The sequence below is a fragment of the Streptomyces sp. NPDC003379 genome (assembly GCF_053589195.1).
On sequence record NZ_JBSFRK010000007.1, the window covers coordinates 49,209 to 72,014 of the forward strand.

Below are 22,806 nucleotides of genomic sequence, written 5' to 3' on the forward strand. Positions count from 1 at the left end.
GAGAGTCGATGTCACAGGAGAGCTCTGTCCGGAACCAGAACGCCGAGGACACCGAGGACGCCGAGGACGCGTACGACTATGACGTCATCGTCGTAGGCAGTGGCTTCGGCGGCGCGGTGTCCGCGCTGCGTCTGACGGAGAAGGGGTACCGCGTCGGCGTACTCGAAGCCGGGCGCCGCTTCACGCGCGCGACGCTGCCCAAGAACTCCTGGGACCTGAAGAACTACCTCTGGGCCCCGGCTCTCGGCCTCTTCGGCATCCAGCGCATCCATCTGCTGGGCAATGTGATGGTCCTCGCGGGCGCCGGAGTCGGCGGCGGCTCCCTGAACTACGCCAACACGCTCTACGTACCGCCCGCCCCGTTCTTCGAGGACCCGCAGTGGAAGGACATCACGGACTGGCAGGACGAGCTGAGCCCCTACTACGAGCAGGCCAAGCGCATGCTCGGTGTGCGGCTCAATCCGACGACGACGCCCTCGGACGTCCATCTGAAGGCCACCGCCCAGGCGATGGGGGTCGGGGACAGCTTCCACATGGCGCCCGTCGGCGTCTTCTTCGGCGACGAGAAGGACGCGGACGGTTGTTCAACGTCCCGTCCCGGCGCGGAAGTTCCCGACCCCTACTTCGGCGGCGCGGGCCCGTCCCGCAGGGCCTGCACCGAGTGCGGCGAGTGCATGACCGGCTGCCGGCACGGCGCGAAGAACACCCTCAACGAGAACTACCTGTATCTGGCGGAGAAGGCCGGTGCGGTCATCCACCCGATGACGTCGGTCGTCGCCGTCACCGAGGACTCGCGGGGCGGCTACGCCGTGGCCACGCTGCCCACCGATGACAAGCGCAAGGGCAAGGGACGTACGTTCAAGGCGCACAGAGTCGTCGTCGCCGCCGGCACGTACGGCACCCAGACGCTCCTGCACCGCATGAGGGACAACGGTCTGCTCCCGCGCATCTCCCCGCGCCTCGGCACGCTCACCCGCACCAACTCCGAGGCGCTGGTGGGCGCCCAGACCACCGACCGCCGCTACCGCAAGCGGCACGGCGCGGAGCGGGTCGACTTCACCAAGGGCGTCGCCATCACCTCGTCGATCCACCCGAACGGGAACACGCACATCGAGCCCGTCCGCTACGGCAAGAAGTCCAACGCCATGGGCAGCCTGACCGTGCTCCAGGTCCCGTACAGCGTGAAGGGCGGCAAGGCGCGGATCGCCGGCTGGCTCGGCAGCGTCGCCCGCCACCCCTCGCTCCTGGTCCGTTCGCTCTCCAACCGGCGCTGGTCGGAGCGGACCATCATCGGCCTGGTCATGCAGTCGCTCGACAACTCCCTGACCACGCACCGCAAGGAGAAGGGCCTCGGAAAGGGCCTCCTCACCGCACGGCAGGGCCACGGCGCGCCCAACCCCGACCAGATACCGGAGGCCACGCGTGCGGCGACCCTCCTCGCCCAGGAGATCAACGGCTTCCCGGGCTCGAACATCGGCGAGTTGATGGGCACCCCGCTGACCGCCCACTTCCTCGGCGGCTGCCCCATCGGCGACTCGCCCGACACCGGCGTCATCGACCCCTACCACCGGCTCTACGGCCACCCGGGCATCTCCGTGGTCGACGGGGCCGCGGTCTCCGCGAACCTCGGCGTGAACCCGTCCCTGACGATCACCGCGCAGGCCGAGCGGGCGATGTCGTTCTGGCCCAACAAGGGCGGCGAGGACCCGCGCCCGGCGCAGGGTGGGCGATATGTGCGGATCGCGGCCGTGGCGCCGAAGGCCCCGGCGGTCCCGGCGGACGCCTTCGGCGCGCTGAAGCTGCCGTTCCTGGGGATGCCGGCGGTGCCGCCCAAGAAGTAGTCCAGGGCAGGGGCCGGGACTTGATACACGTAAGGACCTGCGCCCCCCTCCGAGCGCAGGTCCTTCCGCGTGCTTGGGTGCCGCGTTACGCGGCGGAGTCGGCCTTGCGGCGACGTACGACGAAGACCGCGCCCGCACCGACGACCACGGCGGCACCTCCGACGAGGCCGATGGCCGGCAGCGCCGAGCTGGAGCCGGTCTCGGCGAGGCTGTCGGTCGGGAGATCGTCGGCGGTGCCCTGCGGCGCCGGGGCGGCGGTCGGCGTCGCGGTGGGCGTCGCGGTGGGCTTCGCGGTCGCCGTCAGGGTCGGTTTCGGCTTCGGAGTGCCCGGGTGCTCGCCCTGGTTGCCGGGCTTGCCGATCGTCAGCGGGTGCTCCATGAACGAGGTGTGTGTGCAGTCCAGTTCGGAGTCGACGTACTCGCCGACGCCGGTCGCGTAGCCCTTACCGAGCGGGGCCTTGGCACCGATGTTGAGCCGCAGCTTGATGTCGGCCGTCTCCTCGGCGCCGAGGTCGATGACGTCGAAGGCGAGGCCACCGGTCTCGTCGTCGTTGATCGACTCCCAGGTCTCGGTCTCGGGGTCGAGGTACTGGAGGTTGGCGAAGTTGCTCAGCCGGTTCTTGTCGTCGTCGCCCTTGGAGTCGCTGTCCACGGCCGCGATCCATCTGACCTCGCCGAGCGCCTCGTCGGTGGGGTTGGTGGCCGTCAGCTCGAACTGGTGCCAGCCGCTGCCCGGGGTGATCTTGCCGGGCAGGCCGGACAGCTCGATCTCCAGTACGGAGTCGCGGTCCACGCCGCTGTCGTCGACCGCGCAGTCGGCCGGCTTCTTCCCGTCCTCGTCCTCCGCGGACGCCCCGTCAGACCCTTCCGTCTCTTCCGGCTTCGTCGGCTTCGTCGGCTTATCGGCCGAGGGCTTCGGTATGGCGGGTGTCCGGCCCGGCGTGAACTTCGGGTCCGGCGTCGACTTCGGCTTCGGCTTGGACGTCTCGCTGGCCGAGTCGGCGGGCGAGTCGGTGGGCGTGGGGGCCGCGGTCGGTGCGGCCGGCGCCGGGGCGGCGCCCTCGGTCGCGAACGCGGCAGGCGCCGACAGGAGCGCCATCGGGACTATCGCGGCCGTAGCCGCCGCTGCTGCCATGGCACGGCGAAGCTTCATGAAGACCTCATAAAGTCCGGCGCGCCGCCCGGTCGGCAGCGCGGAAAGGGAAGCCCTCCGCGGGGGAGCCGCGGCTGTGGCCGTTGTTACTGCATGCATGACCTGCGACCCCTGCGAATGGTTGCGTTCGCTTTCACGGAATTCTTATGTGGCGTGACTCACACCGCTTGTGCCGCCATGACGGGGTGACATAGAACTGCCCCCGCCCGAGGGGGTGATGGGGACACAGGGGGAGGAGAGAGCGTTGGCCATACCCGATGAGGTGTGGGAGAGATTCGAGAAGGACAGCGAGCGGGACATCCGCTCGTCGGCGCCGAAGGAGCCGTCCGCGCGGGCCCGCATGGTGGCCGAAAGACTGCGGCGCCTCGACGAGGAGGCGGCGCGCCAACAGGCGCGGCGGGACGGGCGGTTGCGCCGCAGGCGCCGCAAGCGCGATGGCGAGCCCGTGCGGTGGCGGCCCGACGACTGGCGCACGGCGCCCACGGGTTCGCGCCGTGACGAACGTTTGGAGCGTCGCCGCCGGGTGTGGAGCGTGGTGATCGTGTTCGGCTGCATGGCCCTGGCGATCGCCGTGCTCAGTCCGTTGCGGTTCTGGATCTGGGGCTGGTGAGCGCGGGGGCCGCCGCGGCCTGCTGCAGTCCGTCGCAGCCCGCCACAGCCCGCCGCGGTGGAACCGTAAGTGATCTTCTGCCGTCGTAGAAGTGGTGCGAGTGGCTCCGTGGCTGCGCACCGCGAGACGCAAGTGAGTGCAACAGGTGGGGGCAGAGATCGTGAAGTCAGCCGTGTCGCGGGCCGTGGTGGCCGTTTCGGTCGTGGCCGCCCTCGGGGCGACCGCGGCCTGTGGCGGAAGCGGTGGGAGTGGCGGAAGCGGTGGGAGCGGCGGCGACGGCAAGAATTCGGCCAAGCCGAGTGCGGGGCCCTCGAAGGGCGGCGGCTCCGGCGTGGCCGCCAGGCTGGAGAAGGCGGCCCTCACCACGGGTGACGTCAAGGGCTACAAGGTCGAGAAGCCGGAGGACCTGGATGCCGCGGGGGCCACGGCGCCCCTCCCCGCCGCTGAGAGGACGTCGCCCGCCGAGTGCGTCCCGCTCGCCGCTCTGCTCGGAACCGGCACCGGCGCTGGCACCGGCACCGGCACCGGCACCGGCGCTGGCACCGGCACCGGCGCTGGCACCGGCACCGACGCTGGCGCCTCGTCAAAGCCGAAGGCCCGCGTCAGCCGATTCCTGACCGGCTCCGGCGACAAGAACCTCACGATGACCGGCGTCGACCTGTCCGCCTACGCCGAGGCCGACGCCGAGCGCGTCATGGCTGACCTGCGCGCTGCGTCGAAGTCGAAGAAGTGCGCCACCTTCCGCGTCGACGACCGGCGCTACCTCGGCGTCAGCTCGCTGCCCGCGCCGGACAAGGGCGACGAGGCGATCTCGTACAAACTGGCCCACCGCAAGGGCGGGTACGTGACGCGGGAGCAGATCACGGTCGTACGCGAGGGCGGCACGCTCATGGTCTTCGACGCGTCGAACATGTACGACCCCAAGGGCGTCCAGGACGACCGGGAGGCCGAGCGGGACGGCATGGGAAGCATGGGAACGCCCAAGGCGGACGACGACCCGAAGGTGGCGCCCGCGATCGTCGACGCACAACTCGGCAAGTTCTAATTCACAGACGCCCCGTACAACCTTTTCGGCGGTTTCCGATCGTTACGTAAATCGCTGGCAAAGTTGGCGAGTTTGCCGCTTTCATTTCGCCTCGGCGCGGGCCTGTCGCCCGCACCGTGCGAACTGAAGGTAGGAAACGTGAAGTCATCTGTGTCTCGGGCCGTCGTGGCCGCGTCCGTCACGGTCGCGCTGGGCCTGACCGCAGCGTGCGGCAGCGACGACGACGGCAAGAAGCCGTCGGAACCGGCCAAGTCCACGCAGGGTGCCGGGGACTCGAAGGACCCGAAGGACCCGAAGGGATCCAAGGACTCGAAGCCCACCGACGACAAGTCGAGCGCGCTGTCCTCCACCGACCTGGAGAAGGCGGTGCTCGCCAAGGGCGACCTCAAGGGCTACAAGATCGAGAAGCTGTCCGCCGCGGACATGCCCGCGCAGACCGTGCCCGCCGACCCGGCCGAGTGCCAGCCGCTCGCGAACATGTTCATGTTCGCCACCGACCCGGCCTCGAAGACCCGTACCGGCCGCACGATGACCGGCCCCGACGAGCTGGACGCCACGGTCATCACACTCGCGCTGCTCGCCCACGAGCAGGCCGACGCGGAGAAGGTCATGGACGGCCTCCGCACGGCCACGGAGAAGTGCGAGGCGTATGAGCACGCCGGCTCCAAGTACCGCGACGTCGCGGCCCTGACCGCCCCGAAGGTGGGTGACGAGGCCGTCTCGTACAAGGTCGTGGGCCTCATCGAGGGCCAGAAGACGCCGATGAGCTTCACGGTCGTGCGCAGCGGTTCGACGCTCGCGGCCTTCTACTCGATCAATCTGCTCCAGCCGAAGAAGTTCGGCGTGCCGGCCAAGGTCGTCGACGCGCAGGTCACCAAGCTCGAAAAGCTCTAGGTCCAGAGGCCAGAAGGCCAAAAAGGGCCAGAAGGGCCAGAAGGGCCAGAAGGCCGGAGCGAAGGGCCCCGCGGGACGGATCCGCGGGGCCCTTGGCCGTCGGCACCGACGTCAGGGCAGCGTTGGTGCCTGGGGCGACGCCCGGGGGAGTGCGCCGCTTGGTTCGGGGCGCCGGTGGCCGACCCGGCGCACGGGGGGCGCTCACGTGGTATCGACCAATGGCAGTGCGGTGGCGGACAGGGGACCGGGGGTCCGCCCTCCTAGGCATCGTGCTCGATGGGTTGTCGGGGGCGCAACCGTTTCGACCACATCTATACGGGAAAGCGGCGGGGGACCGGGACGGAGGCGACCGGGACGGAGGCCGGCCGGCCCCGGGCGTCCCCGGAGCCGACCGTTCTCTTGGGTGACCGGGCTGCTGTCCCCTGCCGTCCGGTCACATCGCTGAAGCGAGGTCCCACGGCGTACGACACGTTCCGTACGCCTCATCGCTCCAACGGAGCCACGCGTGGTTCTAACGGGCCCGCCCCTGGCTGGCACGGACATCGGGACCAACGAAGCCCGCCCGGAACCGGTCACGCGCCGTACGGGTGAGAAGCGGTCCGAACTCAGATCCGGCCCCGGCACAGCTCCAGGAGCGTCATCGCGAGCGTCGTACCGGGCTTGCCGAGCGCGTCCCTGTAGTGGCCGAGGACCTCCATCTCGCGGGAGAGATTCACGCGGCGCCCGCCCGACGTGATGCGCGCTTCCTGGATCACGGCCGAGACGGCCATCCGTTCCTGGACGAGACCGATGATGCGGTCGTCGAGCGTGTCGATCCGCTCGCGGGCGTTCTCGATCACGCCGGCGGCCTCGGAAGTGCGAGCGCCGGTCTTCTCGGTGGTGGTGACCGTGGTGGCGGTGGCGGTGGCGGTGGTGGCGGTCATGAGGGGCTCCTTGATCTCTGCCCCGAACGACACGGCCCGGAAATGACAGAACGCCCCGGGCCTTGTCGGCCCGGGGCGCCTGGGAAGTCGCTTGTCAGTGGATCAAGCAGCTCGACCATGGCAGCCGGCGGGCCGGTTGCCATAGGTAAAGAGGAAGCTGAGGTGCTTGGTCACGGGGCCAGTATGCCCCCACGCGCGCGTGCCGGGTCAATCACGTCCGGCGGACGGCCCGGATGCTGAGACGCCCGTCCGGTCCGCACCCCTCGGCGCAAGTCCGTCGGCGCAAGTCCGTCGGCGCGGGTCCGCGGCGCGGGTCCGTCGGATGTGACGAGGGAGGCACCGCCGGGCCCGGTAGAATCGACAAAACAGACCCCCTGCACACGCACTGAGCCTCTCGCTCAACGCTCAACGCCGGAAGGCCGCCGCCGTGCCATCAGCGCCCCACGCTGCCGCCGCTCCCGACACCGTTCTGGTCGTCGACTTCGGAGCGCAGTACGCCCAGCTCATCGCCCGTCGCGTCCGTGAGGCCCGGGTCTACAGCGAGATCGTGCCGAGCACGATGCCCGTCTCCGAGATGCTCGCCAAGAAGCCCGCCGCGATAATCCTTTCCGGCGGCCCCTCGTCGGTGTACGCGGAGCAGGCCCCCACCGTCGACCGCGAGCTCTTCGAGGCCGGCGTCCCCGTCTTCGGCATGTGCTACGGCTTCCAGCTGATGGCGACGACCCTCGGCGGCACGGTCGACAACACCGGCGCGCGTGAGTACGGACGTACGCCGCTGGCCGTCTCCAAGGTCGGCTCCACCCTCTTCGAGGGCACCCCCGCCGAGCAGTCCGTGTGGATGTCGCACGGCGACGCGTGCAGCGCGGCGCCCGAGGGCTTCACGGTCACCGCGTCCACGGACGTCGTGCCGGTCGCCGCCTTCGAGGACGACGAGAAGAAGCTGTACGGCGTGCAGTACCACCCCGAGGTGATGCACTCCACGCACGGCCAGCAGGTCCTGGAGCACTTCCTCTACCGCGGCGCCGGCCTCAAGCCGGACTGGACGACCGGCAACGTCATCGACGAGCAGGTCGCCGCGATCCGCGAGCAGGTCGGCACCAAGCGCGCCATCTGCGGTCTCTCCGGCGGCGTGGACTCCGCCGTCGCCGCCGCCCTCGTCCAGAAGGCCATCGGCTCGCAGCTGACCTGCGTCTACGTCGACCACGGCCTGATGCGCAAGGACGAGACGGAGCAGGTCGAGAAGGACTTCGTCGCCGCGACCGGCGTGCAGCTGAAGGTCGTCGACGCCCAGGAGCGGTTCCTGGCCGCGCTCGCCGGGGTCTCCGACCCCGAGGAGAAGCGGAAGATCATCGGCCGCGAGTTCATCCGGGTCTTCGAGCAGGCCCAGGCGGAGATCGTGGCCGAGGCCCCCGGCGACCAGCCGGTCGAGTTCCTCGTCCAGGGCACGCTCTACCCCGACGTGGTCGAGTCCGGCGGCGGCGCCGGCACGGCCAACATCAAGTCCCACCACAATGTGGGCGGCCTCCCCGAGGACCTCGAGTTCAAGCTCATCGAGCCGCTGCGCAAGCTGTTCAAGGACGAGGTCCGGATGGTCGGCGCCGAGCTCGGCCTGCCGGACGAGATCGTCCAGCGCCAGCCGTTCCCGGGCCCCGGCCTGGGCATCCGCATCGTCGGCGAGGTCACCAAGGACCGCCTCGACCTGCTGCGCGAGGCCGACGCCATCGCCCGCGAGGAGCTGACGGCGGCCGGTCTCGACCGGGACATCTGGCAGTGCCCGGTCGTGCTGCTCGCGGACGTCCGCAGCGTCGGCGTCCAGGGTGACGGCCGCACCTACGGCCACCCGATCGTGCTGCGCCCCGTCTCGTCCGAGGACGCCATGACGGCCGACTGGACCCGCATGCCGTACGACGTCCTCGCGAAGATCTCGACGCGCATCACGAACGAGGTCGCCGACGTGAACCGCGTGGTGCTCGACGTGACGTCGAAGCCGCCGGGGACCATCGAGTGGGAGTGACCTCCCGCGAGCCCTGACGGCGCCGTCGGCCTCCTGCGAGGTGGGCGGCGCCGTCGCATGCGCGGGCGGCCCGGGGCGCGGCGGCCCGGTCACGTCCGCCTGGTGGTGCGCACCGCCGCGCCCGGCTTCCACACCTGCACCGCCAGGTACTTCTCGTCCTCGATGGACGTGCGGACCACTTCCGTCAGCTCGGTGCGGAAGAGATGGAACGCGTCCGGATCCGGCGGATTCACCATGTCGGCATAGCGCGCGACGGCCTGCGGGTCCCGCACCTCGATCGCGCGACCCGCGATGCGGACGTCGCCGCCCGCCATCTCCGTGCCGGATCCCGGGTTCGCCTGCAGCGCGAAGCGCGGATCGCGGCGCAGGTCCAGCGCCTTGAGAGACCCCGGCATCATGCCGAACCACAACTCCCCGTGCAGAAAACGGACTTCGAGCCCGGTCGTGCGCGGCGACCCGTCCTTGCGGAGCGTGGCGAGGACATGGTGGGTGAACGCCCTGAAACGGTCCTCTACGGTGTGTGCGAGAGCGGGTTCCGCGGTGGTGAAGGCTGCCCAGTTCGACGTCATGCGCCGAGCATCGCGCCGATACCCGACATCTCTTGTCGTATATCGATTCCCCTCTGCGCTCTCTCTTCACCGGACGCCTCTGTCCTCCTGTGCGAACCGCCGGTAACTTCCGCTCCGTACAGCCGAGGATGGAGGACACATGCAGGCGCCCACACCGATACCCGTCGAGCGGTTGCAGTTCGCGATGCCGCCCGTGCACGACTCGCTGGAGGACGAACGGCGGTATCGGAAGGAACGGCTCGCCGCGGCGCTGCGCATCTTCGGACGGCTCGGGTACGAGGACGGAGTCTCCGGACACATCACCGCGCGGGACCCCGAGCACACGGACTGTTTCTGGGTGAACCCGTTCGGGGTGCCCTTCAAGCACGTCACCGTCGGCGAACTCGTCCTGGCCAACACCGACGGGCAGGTGGTCGAGGGGCGCCATCACGTCAACCAGGCCGCCTTCACCGTGCACGCCCAGGCGCATCTGGCGCGGCCCGATGTCGTCGCCGTCGCGCACTGCCATTCGCTGTACGGCCGCGCGCTCTCCACGCTCGGCGAACTCCTCGACCCGATCACCCAGGAGGCCTGCGCCTTCTACGAGAGCCACGCGCTGTACGACGGCTACACGGGCGTCGTCGTGGACACCGAGGAGGGCCGCAGGATCGCGACCGCGCTCGGCGGCCACAAGGCGGTGATCCTGCGCAACCACGGCCTGCTCACCGTCGGGGACTCCGTCGACTCCGCCGCCTGGTGGTTCCTCTCCATGGAACGGTCCTGCCAGGTCCAGCTGAGCGCGCGGGCCGCGGGCCGCCCGGTGCTGATCGGCCACAAGCAGGCGGTGCGGACCCGCGAGCAGCTCGGCAGCGACCTGGTCGCGTGGATCAACTACCAACCCCTGTGGCAGGACATCAGCCGCAGCGAACCGGACCTGCTGACCTGATGCACCGGTCGGCGCCCGTGACCTGCCCGTCGGCGCGCACCGTGACCTGCCCGTCAACGCGCGCGTGGCCCGTTCACCCCCGCTGACCTCACCCCTGGGATTCGTTCGCCCTCCAGTACGGCACAATTCCCCTTCTGCGCAAGGAAGTTCACGGCAAGCCCCAAGGGCTTCGAGGGTAGGGAAGGCGGCGTACGCGGTGGCGGTGCAGGAGGCGAGACAGGACGCGCACGGAGGCGGCTGCACATGCGGCGGCTGCCCGCACGGGGCGCGCGAGGGGCACCGGCTTGCCGTGGCCGCGTTCCTCACCCAGCGCGACGAACTGGCGGCCGGGCAGGGCCTGCCCGCGGCCGTCGCGCACTCGGCGGGCGCGTCGCGGCAGTGGGTGTCGGACGAGCTGACACAGTCCGCGCGGGCCGTCGCCGAGCGCGGCAGGGCCGAGGGAGAGGTCTGGCTGCGGCGCCTGTGGACGCGCACGCTCGGCGTCGTCTGGGGCTCCTTCGGCATCCTCCTCCTGGTCCAGGCGTTCACCGCGATCGGCGCCGGCTGGACGGCGGCGCGCACGGCGGGGCTCCTCGCCGGCCTGGTGGTGGGCGGGCTGCTGACCGGCGCGGCATACGTCCATCGGGAGCGCGGTGGCGTCCTCGCGCCGGTGATCGGCGAGGACAACCGGCTCTCCACCTCGCGTGTCGTGGCCGCCTGCTGGGTACTTCTCGTGGTCTTCGCGGTGCTCGTCCTCGCGGGCCAGCTGGCCGCGGCCTCGGGGCACGGACGGCGGGACGAGCTGATCGCCGGGCTCGAACTCGGGCGTGCCGCCGGGGTGGTCTCGGTCCTCGCCGTGGCGTGCGGGGTCGCCGTCCTGGTGCGCAGGGTCGTCGGTCTGCGCGTCCTCGGGCAGCGGCTGCAGAAGGTGCGCGCGGACCGGCCGCGGGCCGCCGATCCGCTCACCGACGACTCGGGCCGGGGCAGCTTCGCCGACGCCCAGTACATCCTGGTCACCGCCGTCGCCGTGGTCTTCGCCGCCGTACGCCTCGCGCGGCGGCCCGAGCAGCTGCCCGATCTTCCGTGGGGGCTCGCCGTGCTGGTCCTGGTGTCGGCCGCGACGTATCTCGCGGGGAAGTACTCCGAAGGCGGCCGCCCGGTGATCCTCTCCGTCGTCCGCGCGCGGGAGGCCGGTGACCTGGACGCACCGATCCGCACGGGCGACGACATCGAGATCCGTGGCGCGGGGTTCGTCCCACCCGGCGCGGGCGACGCGGACCGGCTCGCCCGCATGGTCGTCCGCATCGGAGCCGTGCACGTCCACGTACCGCTCGTGCCCGTGCCGGGCGGCTTCAGCAATCCGGCCGACGCGACGCTGACCGTGCCCGTCCCGGTCGACGTCGAACCGGGCCGCGTCGAGGTCCAGGTGATCACCGCCGCCGGCCTGGAGACGAACCGCGTCACGATCGACGTCACGGACTGAACCAACGGGCACAGCCATCGGCTGACCCACCTCGGCTGACGCATAAGAGCCTCCCCCTGGGGCTTCCCGGTAGATGTCGTGAATTTCCGCCGCACGCCGGTGAGCAGCGGCCTCTTCTCGTACGTATGGTCAGAAGACGGGGTCGATGGGAGAGGCGGCGACGAGCCATGGCTCACGGCATGCGGACGGACAGGCACACCGGCTACGCCCGACGTGACGACTGGCGGGAGTCCGCCACCCGTTACGCCCTGCTCCCCCTGCGGATCTTCCTCGGCGTCACCTTCATCTACGCCGGTCTGGACAAGCTCACGGACAGCTCCTTCATGCGGGCGGACGGAGCGGGATCGATCGGCGAGCGGATGGAGGGCGTCCGTGACATCTCCGCGATCCCCGCCTTGGTCGACCTGTCCCTCAAGAGCCCCGTCGGCTTCGGCTACGCCATCGCCATCGGTGAACTGGTCGTCGGCATCGGCACACTGATCGGCCTGTTCGCCCGGGTCGCCGCGCTCGGCGGTGCGCTGATCTCGCTCAGCCTCTGGCTGACCGTCAGCTGGTACAACGACCCCTACTACTACGGCAACGACCTCGCGTACCTGATGGCGTGGCTACCGCTGGTGCTCGCCGGGGCCTCCGTCCTCTCCGTCGACGCCATGCTCGCCGCCCGCCGAAGGCAACCATGGAGCTCCTCCGCCAAGCCCTAGGACTCCTCGGGAAGGTCAGCGCCGTACAGGCCCTCGCCGCTCGTCCCTTGTCCCTAGCCGCGCGGCTCCTCGGAGCCTTGTGAGTGGCCGTCCGGGCGGGCGGCGCCGCGCGGTCGTATCCCGTGGAAGGCCGCCGCCACGCCCGCGAGCAGCAGGCCCGCCATCATGAGCGGGAGCGCGACGAACCACGGCGCGTCCCAGGCGCCACCCGCGTCGCCCACGTACACGACGGCGACCGTCAGCAGGGAGAGGCCCGCCACCAGCTTGCCGGGTTGGAGTTCATGACGTAGCACGGGTCACCTTCGCTTGTCCGACGCCCACTTCGAGCCGCAAATCGATCGTGCCGCCGTCCGTGCTGCCCGAGGGCGGCTTCAGCGTCACCTTCTCCTCGCGGCCCGGAGCGATGTCCAGGTCCTTGTCCTTGTCGTCCGGCAACACGATGTCGCCGACGCCCACTTCCGCGTTCAGCCGCACGGTGGCGTCCTTCGGCACGATCACCCTGAGGTCGCCCACGCCGGCCTCGGCGCTGGTCTCCAGCGTCCGGCCCTTGGCGACGTCGACCTTGCTCAGGTCGAGCGTGCCCGTGCCGAGACCCACCTCGTACTGGGGGCGGACGTCCGCCGTCGACGCCGGTATCCAGTCGGTGCGGACATAGTGCGTGGTGAGGTTCTTCGGCAGGGCCGCCGAGGCCGCGAGGAGCCCGGCCGTGAGCACCGCGAGCACGATCGAACCCGCTCCTGTGCGTCCCAGGAAGGCGCTGACCGCGATACCGAGGCCGAACACGGCGACCGCGCACGCCAGACCCGTCTGCAACGTCGTGCCGAGCGGATGGTCCTCCCACGTCAAGCCGGTACCGAGGCCTCCCGCGAGCAAGGCGAGCAGGAAGACCCAGCCGCCGATCCAGCGCGGACCGCGCGGCTTGGGCGGCGGTGCCGGGGCGGCCGGGGCCTTGGCGCGGGGCGCGCCCTGGTGGTGGCCCGTCGGCTGATAGGCGATGTTGTCGAGGGCTTCGGGACCCCAGAAGTAGCCGGAGATCCCGTCGTACGTGCCGTCCTTGACTATGGGGTCACGCCACCAGGAAGGGCCCCCGGCGACAGGTGGTGCCTTCGCCTCGGGCGGGGCGTCCGCCGCGGCGTGCGCGGTGACCGGGTCGGGGTCGAGGGTCCCGCGCTGCTGCGACCAGTACCCCGCGCCCGCGAGGAGAAGGGTGAGGACAGCGGCGAAGGTGAGCGCCCCGCCGTTGTTCAACAGAGTGAGGAAGACACCGCAGCCGACGAGCGCGAAGAGCACGGCCGTCAGCGCCGGGCCGTCGACCCGGCCGGAGAGGAGCCTGCGCGCCTCGTTCTCCTCCTCGTCCTCATACGGCACGAAGAGCCAGGCGAAGCCGTAGAAGACCAGGCCGAGGCCGCTGGTGATCGAGAGGACCGCGAGGCCGATGCGGAATATCACCGGGTCCATGTCGCAGTGCCGCCCGAGCCCCGCGCACACACCGCCGAGCTTTCTGTGCCGGCGGTCGCGGCGGAACTTCCGCTCCTCCGCGGGCAGGCCCGGCTCGTGACTGCCCGCGGGAGCGCCCGGCGCGCCATACGCATCGCGCAGAGCATCGTGGATGGCGGCCTCGGTCTCCGTCTCGGCGGGCTGCTGATCTGTCATGTGTCCATGGTGACGGCCGGGAGCCCGCCGCGGCAGTCGGGAAGACCCTGGCCCAACCCTGATATCACCCCTGAGACTCCTCGGCCCACACCCTGACAGGGGCGGGGCAGGGGCCGAGATCAGGGAAGTCTCGGGGATCGACCCTGATGCCCGCGTCCGCGCCCGCGTGTGAATATCGAGGCATGCCGGAAGCCGCTGCCCCACCCATCGACGACGTACGACCGCTGCGCAAGCTCTACCGCAGCGGCGACGGGCGCTGGCTCGGCGGCGTCGCACGCGGTCTCGCGGGACATCTCGGACTGCCCGTGGTCTGGGTCCGGCTCATCTTCGTCGGCCTGTTCACGGCGGACGGCCTCGGCGCTCTGCTGTACGCGGCGTTCTGGTTCTTCGTCCCGCTGGGCATCGGCGGCGTCGACGCCGGGCGGCCGCCCGCGGCCGCCACGACCGAGACATCGCAGGACGGCCGCCGAAGACTCGTGGCGCGCAAGCCGGACAAGGGCCAGATCGTCGCGCTCCTCGCCATGGTCGTCGTCTCCATGGTCTTCGTAGGCAATGTGGACCTGGACGGCTCGACCAAGGCGTATGTCGTCCCCACCCTGCTCGTCGCCGCTGGTGTCGCCCTGGTCTGGCGGCAGGCCGACAATGCCCGCCGGGCCCGCTGGATGGCCGTCGGCCGCCGTCGGCGCACCTTGACGCTCGCCCGGTCAGCGGCCGGAGTGCTCCTGGTCGGCGCCGGGGGCACCGGCATCTTCGTGCTGCAGGGCTCCGCCGCGCACCTCGGTGCCGTGCTACAGGCCGCCTTGGCCGTGCTCGTCGGTATCGCGCTCCTCGCCGGCCCCTATCTCGTCCGTATGACGCAGGACCTCTCCGAGGAGCGGCTGATGCGCATCCGCGCCCAGGAGAGAGCCGAGGTCGCCGCCCATGTGCACGACTCCGTGCTGCACACCCTGACCCTGATCCAGCGCAACGCGGAGAGCGCGAGCGAGGTGCGGCGCCTCGCCCGCGCCCAGGAGCGCGATCTGCGGGCCTGGCTCTACAAACCCGAGGGCACCGGCAAGGACGAGGACGAGGAGCCCGACACCCTCGCCGAGGCGGTCCGTCACAGCGCGGCGGAGATCGAGGACAAGCACGGCGTCCCGATCGAGGTCGTCGTGGTCGGCGACTGCCCGCTCGACGAACGGCTGACCGCACAGATGCAGGCCGCGAGGGAAGCCATGGTGAACGCCGCCAAGTACGGTGGCGAGGGCGGTGCGGTGCAGGTCTTCGCCGAAGTCGAGGGAGAGACGGTGTTCGTCTCCGTCCGGGACCGCGGCCCCGGCTTCGATCTGGACTCCGTGCCCGACGACCGCATGGGCGTACGAGAATCGATCATCGGCCGCATGCAGCGCAACGGCGGCACGGCGCGGCTGCGCGCGGTGCCGGGCGGCGGCACGGAAGTCGAGCTGGAAATGGAGAGGACGGCGACGACATGAGCGACGCGACCGAGGCGGGCGAACCCGCGGAGCCGACTGGGGCGGACGAGGGCGGTGCGGGCGGGCGTCGGGTGCGAGTCGTCCTGGTCGACGACCACCGAATGTTCCGCACCGGAGTGCAGGCGGAGATCGGCCGGACCGACGTCACCGGCGTCGAGGTGGTCGGTGAGGCCGCCGACGTCGACCAGGCGGTCACGGTCATCACGGCCGCGCGCCCCGAGGTCGTCCTCCTGGACGTGCACCTCCCCGGTGGCGGCGGCGTGGAGGTGCTGCGCCGCTGCTCGCCGTTGATGGGCGACGCGGAGAACCCGGTGCGTTTCCTGGCGCTGTCGGTGTCAGACGCCGCCGAGGACGTCATCGGTGTCATCCGGGGCGGAGCCCGCGGCTACGTCACCAAGACGATCACCGGGACCGACTTGGTGGACTCCATCTTCCGTGTGCAGGACGGCGACGCGGTGTTCTCGCCGCGCCTTGCGGGCTTCGTCCTGGATGCCTTCGCCTCCACCGACGCACCCCCGGTCGACGAGGACCTGGACCGCCTCACGCAGCGCGAGAGGGAGGTCCTGCGGCTCATCGCGCGCGGGTACGCGTACAAGGAGATCGCCAAGCAGCTCTTCATCTCCGTGAAGACGGTCGAGTCACATGTCTCGGCGGTCCTGAGGAAGCTGCAGCTCTCGAATCGCCATGAGCTGACGCGGTGGGCGACGGCGCGACGGCTGGTCTGAGGGGGCGGGACGGGCGACTGCTCCCTGGGCGGCCCCGGCCCAGCTCAGGGCTTTGTGGACATGGCCTCGTGGCGGATGCCGCCGGGCGTCGGTGCGGGGCGCAGCTTCCGCAGTGCCCAGCGGTAATGGCTGACGGCCTTCGTGGCGCCCATGAGGCCCGTCAGCCACACGATGAGGCCCGCGCCCATGCCGAGGGCGACGTCGGCGTAGGTGTCACGGCCCGGTTCGGCGTACGCGGCCGCCGAGAAGGACGCCCAGAGGCCGAGCGCGCACACGGCGAGGGAGGACAGGAGCCACAGGAGGCTGAGGCCGGGGGAGCGCAGCCCGGCGTCGGACGCCGGGTGGCTGTCCAATGCGAGCCAGCTGTCGGCGAGTTCGCGTATCCGCCGGTCGCGGCGGACGCTGAGGACGACGCCGACCACCGCGGGGCCCAGCGCCGCGAGGCCGAGGATCGCGAGGACCGGGCCGAGGATGAGCCCCGTGGCGTCCTTGTCCTCGATGAGCTGGAGCGGCTGGACCAGCAGCACCCAGCCGATGACGGCGCCGGAACCGCACAGCCACAGGAAGAGGAGTCGGTGGACTCCGAGGTGTCGCCTCTGGAGTTCGTGGAGGGCCAGGCCGCGGTCGGTGAGCATCGTCTGCCGGTCCGGCCAGGTGCGCAGATGCATGGGAGGAGGAGGCGGCGGCAACGTACGGCTGGGCATGGGCCCGACAGTACTGGGGGCGGCGGGGCGGTTCACACCACCCGAGTCGCGCCCGCGAACGGCATCTGGTCGATCGGCGCGAGCCGCACCGGGGCGCTCGGGTTGGGGGCGTGGATCATCTGGCCGTTGCCCACATAGATGCCGACGTGACTGATGCCCGGGTAGAAGAACACCAGGTCACCGGGGTGCAGTGCGGAGCGTGGGACCCGCTCGCCCGCGGTGATCTGGGCGTAGGTGGTGCGCGGCAGCGAGACGCCCGCGGAGCGGTACGCGGCCTGCGTCAGCCCCGAGCAGTCGAAGGCGCTCGGGCCCGTCGCGCCCCACACGTAGGGGCTGCCGAGCGCTTTGTAGGCGTAGGAAACGGCGGCCGCGGCGCGGGCGTTCGGAGCCTTGGCCGGGGCGCCGGACAGAGGGGCGCCGGGCAGAGGGGCGCGGGTGTCCGAGCGGGTGGTCCGGTCGGCGTCGTCGCCCGCGAACTCCGCGCGTTGTCCGTCGGTGAGCCGGGACAGCAGCCGCTTGGCCTCGGCCAGTTTTCCGGTGGCGGTCTTCTTGTGCTTCCTCAGCTCCGCCTGGCGCGAGCGCAGGTCGGACAGGCGGTCATCGGCCTCCGTGCGCAGCTGGTCGATCTCCTGGAGCTTCTTGTGTACGCCGCTGATGGCCGCGGCCTGGCGGCTGCCGGCCCGGTCGGCGAGCGAGGCGCGGTCCAGGAACTGCTCGGGGTCCGAGGAGAGCGCGAGCTGCACGGAGGGGTCGATGCCGCCCGCGCGGTACTGCGCGGCGGCGTACGCACCGAGGCCCCGTCGGATGGAATTGAGCTTCTCCGTCTTGCGGGCCGCCTCGTCGCGCAGCCCGCCGAGTGATGTCTTGGCCTTCTCGGCCTTCTCCTTCGCGCCGTTGTACTTCTCGGTGGCGATCTCCGCCTCGCGGTAGAGCGAGTCGACCTTGGACTTCACCTCGGCGGGGCTGAGTCGGGGGTCCGCGTGCCCCGAGCCGTCGAAGGCGGTCACCGAGGCGGCTCCGGCGAGGGCGAGAGTGGCGGCGGTGCGGGCCGTGTGGCCGCTGAGCGAGCGCTGCCTGGGCTTGCGGTGCGCTGCCACGAAGGGGCTCCTTAGCTGTCCGGCGACGGCCCGCACAGGGGGAGTGGGCCGCCGCCGGCTTCCTCGGCGGTGGTGTCCGACTGCCGCCCTGGGCGGGACGGCGGTGGGGAGCCGGGCACCTGGTGAAGGACGCTAAACCTGGCCGTCACGGCTTGGTGACGGCTTGTGCGCAACCGACGGAAGTGGTTGGACTGGTGACCGGTCGTGTCCGTCCTGATCGCGAGGTGATGCCCTCTTCGCGAATGGCTGTGACCAATGTGGCGCTTGCGCCCCGCCTGCCCATCGAGAGGTGATACGAGCCCGCCTGCGGGGAGCGGTAAGGGCCCCGGCTAGGCTCCGGCCTCATGGACGTACTCATCCATCTCTTCGTCGCTCTGCACATCATCGGCATCGCCTCCCTCCTGGGCGGCTTCCTGACCCAGATGAAGCAGATGGGCCAGGGCACCGCCCGCTTCAGCCCCGCGATGCTGCACGGCGCGCTGACCATGCTCGTCACCGGTGTGGCCCTGGTGGGCCTCAACCAGGCGGACGACAACGCGGTCAACAACCTCAAGATCGGCATCAAGATGGCCGTGCTGATCGTGATCCTCGCGCTGGTCTACGTGAAGCGGGACGAGGAGAAGGTCGACAAGGGCATGTTCGGCGCGGTGGGCCTGCTGACCACGGCGAACATCTTCATCGCCGTGCTGTGGACCTGATCCCGCGAACGAGCCTCTACGCGCGCGTGGCCCGCACTCCCGAGAGAGTGCGGGCCACGCGCGCGTAAGAGGGTGCTTTTCGTGGCTGGCTACGCCGGGCGCACCACGCTGTGGATCGGCATGTAGTAGATCGACTCGACGCGGACGTTCGCGCCCGGTTTCGGGGCGTGGATCATCTTGCCGTCGCCGATGTAGATCCCTACGTGGCTGATGTCGTCGTAGAAGAACACCAGGTCACCGGGTTGGGCATCGGCGGTCTTCACGGTCGTGCCGACCTTCACCTGGTCCCATGTGGTGCGCGGCAGGGTGATCCCGGCGGCCTTCCACGCGTCCTGGGTGAGCCCGGAGCAGTCGTAGGAGTCGGGTCCTGTGGCGCCCCAGACGTACGGCTTGCCGATCTGGGCCTCCGCGAAGTCGATCACCTTCGCGGCCTTGGTGGCGTAATCGCCGTCGGTGCTCCCGGAGCCGGAGCCGGAGCCGGAGCCAGAGCCGGAGCCGGAGCCGGAGCCAGAACCTGAGTCGGCGCCCGAGCCTTGGCCCTCGTCCTGCCCCTGCCCCTGCCCCTGGTCCTGCTCCTGCCCCTGCCCCTGCCCTTGATCCTGCTCCTTCTGCGCCGCCTCTTCCGCCTTGCGCTTGCGCTCCGCCTCGGCGGCCTCCTTGCGGGCCAGCTCCTCGGCCTTGCGCTTGGCCTCCCGCTCCTTCTTCCGCTCGATCACGGCGAGGCGTGCCTTCTCCTCGGCGGTCAGCTCCGAAAGCAGCTCGCGCGCCTCGCCCAGCTTCGTCTGGACGGTCCGTTTGCTCGTCCTGAGGTCGTCCCGGGAGTCGCTCAGCGTCTTGAGGCTCTTCGCCGCCTTCGTACGCTGCTTCGTCGCCGACGCCTGCTCCGCCTGGTAGTCGTCGACGGCCTTCTTCTGCCGCGAGGTCAGCCGGTCCGCCAGGTGGTTCTGGTCGAAGTAGCCCTGCGGGTCGTCGGCCAGCATCATCGTGGCCGTCTGGGAGGCGGCGCCGGTGCGGTACTGCGCGGCGGCGAAGGAGCCGAGCTCCTGGCGCGCCTCGTTCAGCTTGTCCGCGCGCTTGGCCACGTCGTCGAGCAGGCGGTCGGCCTTCTTGCGCTGCTTCTCGGTCTTCTCCTTGGCCGAGTTGTACCTCTGGGTGGCCACGCCCGCCTGGTGGTAGAGGTCGTCGACCTTCTTCCGCACTTCTTCGAGGCTGGGCTTCGTCGGCGCGGAGGGGGCTGCCTGCGCGCTCTGCGACAGGAGCGCCACGGAGGTCAGGGCCGCCGTCGTGATGCCGACGGCGGGGGCGGTGCGAATTCCGGCTGTCCGGGTCCGCGGCTTGCGGTGCGACGCCAAGGGAGGCGACTCCTTCCGTAGACCGCCTACCGGGTTAGCTGTCGGGTTCGGGCGGGTGGTCCGGAAGGTTGCCCTACGGTCCCGTACTGCGTACGGGACCGATTCACCCCAAGTTTTCGGTGGGTCCCCGGCTCCGAACGCGTCGGACTCGGCGGAGGCCACCCGCTCCCGGCGAGGTTCGCCGGCGGGGGACGAGCAGCCCGCGCTGCACGCTAGCCAACTTGTGTGACGCATGTGAAGGTTGATGTTCGATATGCCCGATACATTTCCGTGACTTCACGAGGCTCGAGGCGTCGGCCGACAGCGGTGTGGCGGAGTGTGACCGGGCACCCAGCAGAAGGTGGCCGGAACCCCGAGCGGGTTGTCAGTGGGGCCGCCTAGACTCGGGAGGCGATGAGCAGCCTCTTTGATGACAGCTTCCTGGCGGACCTGCGGCCTTCCCGGGCCGCGGACGAAGAACCCCCGCCGCCGCCCGAGGACAGCGCTCCGGAACCGGTTCCGGACGACTTGTTCAGCGGGAAGTTCGACGTGCCCATGACCCGGGACTCGCACTACCGCGACGGTGCCCCGCGCCCGGTCATCGACTCGGCGACCCTCCTTGAGGGGCTGAACGAGAACCAGCGCGCGGCCGTCGTGCACGCGGGCTCGCCGCTGCTCATCGTCGCCGGCGCCGGTTCCGGCAAGACCCGCGTCCTGACCCACCGCATCGCGTACCTCCTGGCCGAGCGCGGTGTGCACCCCGGCCAGATCCTCGCGATCACCTTCACGAACAAGGCCGCGGGCGAGATGAAGGAGCGCGTCGAGCACCTCGTCGGCCCCCGGGCCAACGCGATGTGGGTGTCGACCTTCCACAGCGCCTGCGTCCGCATCCTGCGCCGCGAGTACAAGAAGCTGGGCTTCACGTCCTCCTTCTCGATCTACGACGCCGCGGACTCCAAGCGTCTGATGGCCCTGGTCTGCCGCGACCTGGACCTCGACCCGAAGAAGTTCCCGCCGAAGTCCTTCAGCGCCAAGATCTCGAACCTGAAGAACGAGCTGATCGACGAGGAGGACTTCGCGGTCCAGGCCGCCGACGGCTTCGAGAAGACCCTCGCCCAGGCCTACGCCATGTACCAGTCGCGTCTGCGCGAGGCGAACGCGATGGACTTCGACGACCTGATCATGACGACGGTCCATCTCCTGCGCGCCTTCCCGGACGTCGCCGAGCACTACCGCCGCCGCTTCCGCCACGTCATGGTCGACGAGTACCAGGACACGAACCACGCGCAGTACGCCCTCGTGCGCGAGCTGGTCGGCCCCTCCGGAGGCGAGGGCCGTAACCCCGCCGACCCCGCCGAGCCCGCCGAGCTGTGCGTGGTGGGTGACGCGGACCAGTCGATCTACGCCTTCCGCGGCGCCACCATCCGCAACATCCTCCAGTTCGAGGAGGACTACACCGACGCGACGACGATCCTCCTGGAGCAGAACTACCGCTCCACGCAGACGATCTTGACGGCGGCGAACGCGGTCATCGAGCGCAACGAAAGCCGCCGCCCGAAGAACCTGTGGACCAACCAGGGCGCCGGTGCCCGCATCACCGGTTACGTCGCCGACACCGAGCACGACGAGGCGCAGTTCGTCGCCGACGAGATCGACCGGCTCACGGACGCGGGCGACGCGAAGGCCGGCGACGTCGCGATCTTCTACCGTACGAACGCGCAGTCCCGTGTCTTCGAAGAGATCTTCATCCGCGTCGGCCTGCCCTACAAGGTCGTCGGCGGCGTGCGCTTCTACGAGCGCAAGGAGGTCCGCGATGTGCTGGCCTACCTGCGCGTTCTCGCCAACCCCGAGGACGCGGTCCCGCTGCGGCGCATCCTCAACGTGCCCAAGAGGGGCATCGGCGACCGCGCCGAGGCGATGATCGACGCGCTCTCCCAGCGCGAGAAGATCTCCTTCCCGCAGGCGCTGCGCCGCGTCGACGAGGCGTACGGAATGGCGGCCCGCTCCACCAACGCCGTCAAGCGCTTCAACACGCTCATGGAGGAGCTGCGGACCATCGTCGAGTCCGGCGCGGGCCCGGCCGTCATCCTGGAGGCCGTGCTCGAACGGACCGGCTATCTGGCCGAGTTGCAGGCGTCCACCGACCCGCAGGACGAGACCCGCATCGAGAACCTTCAGGAACTCGCCGCCGTGGCGCTTGAGTTCGAGCAGGAAAACGCCCAGGCGCAAGACGCCCGAGCGGAAGGCGCCCAGACGGAGGGTGACCAGGCGGAAGGCGATCAGGCGGAAGGCGGTCAGGCGGAAGGCGACGAGGGGGCCGCTCCCGGCGGCACGCTCTCCGGCTTCCTGGAGCGCGTCGCGCTCGTCGCCGACTCCGACCAGATTCCAGATGAGGAGGACGACGGCTCCGGAGTCATCACCCTCATGACGCTGCACACCGCCAAGGGCCTCGAATTCCCGGTGGTGTTCCTGACCGGCATGGAGGACGGCGTCTTCCCGCACATGCGCTCCCTCGGGCAGGTCAAGGAGCTGGAGGAGGAGCGCCGCCTCGCCTACGTGGGCATCACACGCGCGCGTGAGCGGCTCTATCTGACGCGCTCCTCGATGCGCAGCGCCTGGGGTCAGCCCTCGTACAACCCGCCGTCGCGCTTCCTCGAAGAGATTCCGGATGCCCATCTGGACTGGAAGCGGAAGGGTTCCGTCGGCGCCCTCGCGTCATCCGGTCCCGCCGGGGGCATCGCCTCGTCGCTGTCCTCCTCGCGCTCGCGCGCGGGCGGCGCCCAGGGCTTCGCGACCCGCCGCGCCTCGGAGAAGCCGGTGGTCTCGCTGGCGGTCGGGGACCGGGTCACGCACGACCAGTTCGGCCTCGGGACCGTGGTCGGGGTCAAGGGAACGGGCGCCAACACCGAGGCGACGGTGGACTTCGGCGAGCCCAAGCCGAAGCGGCTGCTGCTGCGGTACGCGCCGGTGGAGAAGTTGTAACGCGCGG

Annotated in this window: 20 protein-coding genes and 1 riboswitch; of the genes, 12 read left to right on the forward strand and 8 right to left on the reverse strand. The window is 70.4% G+C overall.

Annotated elements, in window-relative coordinates; translation table 11 throughout:
- Positions 1–8 precede the first annotated feature (8 nt).
- A complete protein-coding gene (locus tag ACWDVB_RS08610) occupies positions 9–1,841 on the forward strand; it encodes a GMC oxidoreductase (protein WP_451518124.1) in 1,833 nt (610 codons plus the stop codon).
- An 85-nt stretch (positions 1,842–1,926) separates the two neighbouring features.
- Here the strand turns inward: ACWDVB_RS08610 and ACWDVB_RS08615 are convergent, their stop codons facing one another.
- Entirely contained in the window at positions 1,927–2,994 is a 1,068-nt protein-coding gene (locus ACWDVB_RS08615) for an LAETG motif-containing sortase-dependent surface protein (protein WP_451518125.1), read from the reverse strand.
- A gap of 244 nt (positions 2,995–3,238) precedes the next feature.
- On the opposite strand from ACWDVB_RS08615, the gene ACWDVB_RS08620 reads away from it, so the two are divergent.
- The 3 genes from ACWDVB_RS08620 (at position 3,239) to ACWDVB_RS08630 (ending at position 5,543) form a co-directional block, all read left to right on the forward strand.
- The gene (locus ACWDVB_RS08620; RefSeq protein ID WP_451518126.1) at positions 3,239–3,604 is read left to right on the forward strand and encodes a hypothetical protein; all 366 of its coding nucleotides are present in this window, start codon (positions 3,239–3,241) and stop codon (positions 3,602–3,604) included.
- A gap of 160 nt (positions 3,605–3,764) precedes the next feature.
- The gene (locus ACWDVB_RS08625) at positions 3,765–4,649 is read left to right on the forward strand and encodes a hypothetical protein (protein WP_451518127.1); all 885 of its coding nucleotides are present in this window, start codon (positions 3,765–3,767) and stop codon (positions 4,647–4,649) included.
- A 138-nt stretch (positions 4,650–4,787) separates the two neighbouring features.
- The gene (locus ACWDVB_RS08630; protein WP_451518128.1) at positions 4,788–5,543 is read left to right on the forward strand and encodes a hypothetical protein; all 756 of its coding nucleotides are present in this window, start codon (positions 4,788–4,790) and stop codon (positions 5,541–5,543) included.
- Between the two features lie 605 nt (positions 5,544–6,148).
- Here the strand turns inward: ACWDVB_RS08630 and ACWDVB_RS08635 are convergent.
- Positions 6,149–6,466, reverse strand: a complete 318-nt coding sequence (locus tag ACWDVB_RS08635) for a chorismate mutase (RefSeq protein ID WP_451518129.1) — start codon at positions 6,464–6,466, stop codon at positions 6,149–6,151.
- A 427-nt stretch (positions 6,467–6,893) separates the two neighbouring features.
- Between ACWDVB_RS08635 and guaA the strand changes: the two genes are divergently transcribed.
- A complete protein-coding gene (guaA, locus tag ACWDVB_RS08640; RefSeq protein ID WP_451518130.1) occupies positions 6,894–8,480 on the forward strand; it encodes a glutamine-hydrolyzing GMP synthase in 1,587 nt (528 codons plus the stop codon).
- Positions 8,481–8,569: 89 nt separating this feature from the next.
- On the opposite strand, the gene ACWDVB_RS08645 is transcribed toward guaA, so the two are convergent.
- Positions 8,570–9,049, reverse strand: a complete 480-nt coding sequence (locus ACWDVB_RS08645) for a pyridoxamine 5'-phosphate oxidase family protein (protein ID WP_451518131.1) — start codon at positions 9,047–9,049, stop codon at positions 8,570–8,572.
- Between the two features lie 139 nt (positions 9,050–9,188).
- Between ACWDVB_RS08645 and ACWDVB_RS08650 the strand changes: the two genes are divergently transcribed.
- The 3 genes from ACWDVB_RS08650 to ACWDVB_RS08660 all read left to right on the forward strand — a co-directional run bounded on the left by ACWDVB_RS08650 (position 9,189) and on the right by ACWDVB_RS08660 (position 12,137).
- On the forward strand, positions 9,189–9,974 hold the full coding sequence (locus tag ACWDVB_RS08650) for a class II aldolase/adducin family protein (protein ID WP_451518132.1): 786 nt from the start codon (positions 9,189–9,191) through the stop codon (positions 9,972–9,974).
- Between the two features lie 196 nt (positions 9,975–10,170).
- Positions 10,171–11,436 carry a hypothetical protein gene (locus ACWDVB_RS08655; protein WP_451518133.1) on the forward strand — a complete coding sequence of 422 codons (1,266 nt, stop codon included), beginning with the start codon at positions 10,171–10,173 and terminating at the stop codon, positions 11,434–11,436.
- A 167-nt stretch (positions 11,437–11,603) separates the two neighbouring features.
- Positions 11,604–12,137 carry a DoxX family protein gene (locus ACWDVB_RS08660; RefSeq protein WP_451518134.1) on the forward strand — a complete coding sequence of 178 codons (534 nt, stop codon included), beginning with the start codon at positions 11,604–11,606 and terminating at the stop codon, positions 12,135–12,137.
- A gap of 53 nt (positions 12,138–12,190) precedes the next feature.
- On the opposite strand, the gene ACWDVB_RS08665 is transcribed toward ACWDVB_RS08660, so the two are convergent.
- Complete coding sequence (locus ACWDVB_RS08665; RefSeq protein ID WP_451518135.1) at positions 12,191–12,430, reverse strand: hypothetical protein; 240 nt, start codon at positions 12,428–12,430, stop codon at positions 12,191–12,193.
- Positions 12,417–13,790, reverse strand: coding sequence for a PspC domain-containing protein (locus ACWDVB_RS08670; protein ID WP_451518136.1), 1,374 nt, complete (start codon positions 13,788–13,790; stop codon positions 12,417–12,419). Before ACWDVB_RS08670 ends, ACWDVB_RS08665 begins: the two co-directional genes overlap by 14 nt.
- 182 nt (positions 13,791–13,972) lie before the next feature.
- Here ACWDVB_RS08670 and ACWDVB_RS08675 point away from each other — a divergent pair, with 182 nt between their 5' ends.
- A complete protein-coding gene (locus ACWDVB_RS08675; RefSeq protein WP_451518137.1) occupies positions 13,973–15,262 on the forward strand; it encodes a PspC domain-containing protein in 1,290 nt (429 codons plus the stop codon).
- The gene (locus tag ACWDVB_RS08680) at positions 15,259–15,987 is read left to right on the forward strand and encodes a LuxR C-terminal-related transcriptional regulator (RefSeq protein WP_451518138.1); all 729 of its coding nucleotides are present in this window, start codon (positions 15,259–15,261) and stop codon (positions 15,985–15,987) included. Before ACWDVB_RS08675 ends, ACWDVB_RS08680 begins: the two co-directional genes overlap by 4 nt.
- Before the next feature lie 44 nt (positions 15,988–16,031).
- On the opposite strand, the gene ACWDVB_RS08685 is transcribed toward ACWDVB_RS08680, so the two are convergent.
- Together ACWDVB_RS08685 and ACWDVB_RS08690 are read right to left on the reverse strand one after the other, a co-directional pair.
- Positions 16,032–16,691: a hypothetical protein gene (locus ACWDVB_RS08685; RefSeq protein ID WP_451518139.1), complete on the reverse strand. Its 660-nt coding sequence runs from the start codon at positions 16,689–16,691 to the stop codon at positions 16,032–16,034.
- A 32-nt stretch (positions 16,692–16,723) separates the two neighbouring features.
- Positions 16,724–17,788, reverse strand: coding sequence for an NlpC/P60 family protein (locus ACWDVB_RS08690; RefSeq protein WP_451518140.1), 1,065 nt, complete (start codon positions 17,786–17,788; stop codon positions 16,724–16,726).
- A gap of 344 nt (positions 17,789–18,132) precedes the next feature.
- On the opposite strand from ACWDVB_RS08690, the gene ACWDVB_RS08695 reads away from it, so the two are divergent.
- Positions 18,133–18,486: a hypothetical protein gene (locus tag ACWDVB_RS08695; RefSeq protein WP_451518141.1), complete on the forward strand. Its 354-nt coding sequence runs from the start codon at positions 18,133–18,135 to the stop codon at positions 18,484–18,486.
- 89 nt (positions 18,487–18,575) lie between these two features.
- Here the strand turns inward: ACWDVB_RS08695 and ACWDVB_RS08700 are convergent, their stop codons facing one another.
- Positions 18,576–19,838, reverse strand: coding sequence for an NlpC/P60 family protein (locus ACWDVB_RS08700; protein ID WP_451514843.1), 1,263 nt, complete (start codon positions 19,836–19,838; stop codon positions 18,576–18,578).
- Positions 19,839–19,846: 8 nt separating this feature from the next.
- A riboswitch (cyclic di-AMP (ydaO/yuaA leader) is annotated at positions 19,847–20,002 on the reverse strand.
- A 229-nt stretch (positions 20,003–20,231) separates the two neighbouring features.
- Here ACWDVB_RS08700 and pcrA point away from each other — a divergent pair.
- Positions 20,232–22,799 (forward strand): DNA helicase PcrA, encoded by a 2,568-nt coding sequence (gene pcrA / locus ACWDVB_RS08705; protein WP_451514844.1) that lies wholly within the window; start codon positions 20,232–20,234, stop codon positions 22,797–22,799.
- Positions 22,800–22,806: the final 7 nt, after the last annotated feature.

Bases quoted from the DNA above. Each gene is read 5' to 3' on its own strand.
- ACWDVB_RS08610 (WP_451518124.1), top strand. From the start codon at position 9: ATGTCACAGGAGAGCTCTGTCCGGAACCAGAACGCCGAGGACACCGAG.
- ACWDVB_RS08615 (WP_451518125.1), bottom strand. From the start codon at position 2,994: ATGAAGCTTCGCCGTGCCATGGCAGCAGCGGCGGCTACGGCCGCGATA.
- ACWDVB_RS08635 (WP_451518129.1), bottom strand. From the start codon at position 6,466: ATGACCGCCACCACCGCCACCGCCACCGCCACCACGGTCACCACCACC.
- ACWDVB_RS08645 (WP_451518131.1), bottom strand. From the start codon at position 9,049: ATGACGTCGAACTGGGCAGCCTTCACCACCGCGGAACCCGCTCTCGCA.
- ACWDVB_RS08650 (WP_451518132.1), top strand. From the start codon at position 9,189: ATGCAGGCGCCCACACCGATACCCGTCGAGCGGTTGCAGTTCGCGATG.
- ACWDVB_RS08660 (WP_451518134.1), top strand. From the start codon at position 11,604: ATGGCTCACGGCATGCGGACGGACAGGCACACCGGCTACGCCCGACGT.
- ACWDVB_RS08670 (WP_451518136.1), bottom strand. From the start codon at position 13,790: ATGACAGATCAGCAGCCCGCCGAGACGGAGACCGAGGCCGCCATCCAC.
- ACWDVB_RS08675 (WP_451518137.1), top strand. From the start codon at position 13,973: ATGCCGGAAGCCGCTGCCCCACCCATCGACGACGTACGACCGCTGCGC.
- ACWDVB_RS08680 (WP_451518138.1), top strand. From the start codon at position 15,259: ATGAGCGACGCGACCGAGGCGGGCGAACCCGCGGAGCCGACTGGGGCG.
- ACWDVB_RS08685 (WP_451518139.1), bottom strand. From the start codon at position 16,691: ATGCCCAGCCGTACGTTGCCGCCGCCTCCTCCTCCCATGCATCTGCGC.
- ACWDVB_RS08695 (WP_451518141.1), top strand. From the start codon at position 18,133: ATGGACGTACTCATCCATCTCTTCGTCGCTCTGCACATCATCGGCATC.
- pcrA (WP_451514844.1), top strand. From the start codon at position 20,232: ATGAGCAGCCTCTTTGATGACAGCTTCCTGGCGGACCTGCGGCCTTCC.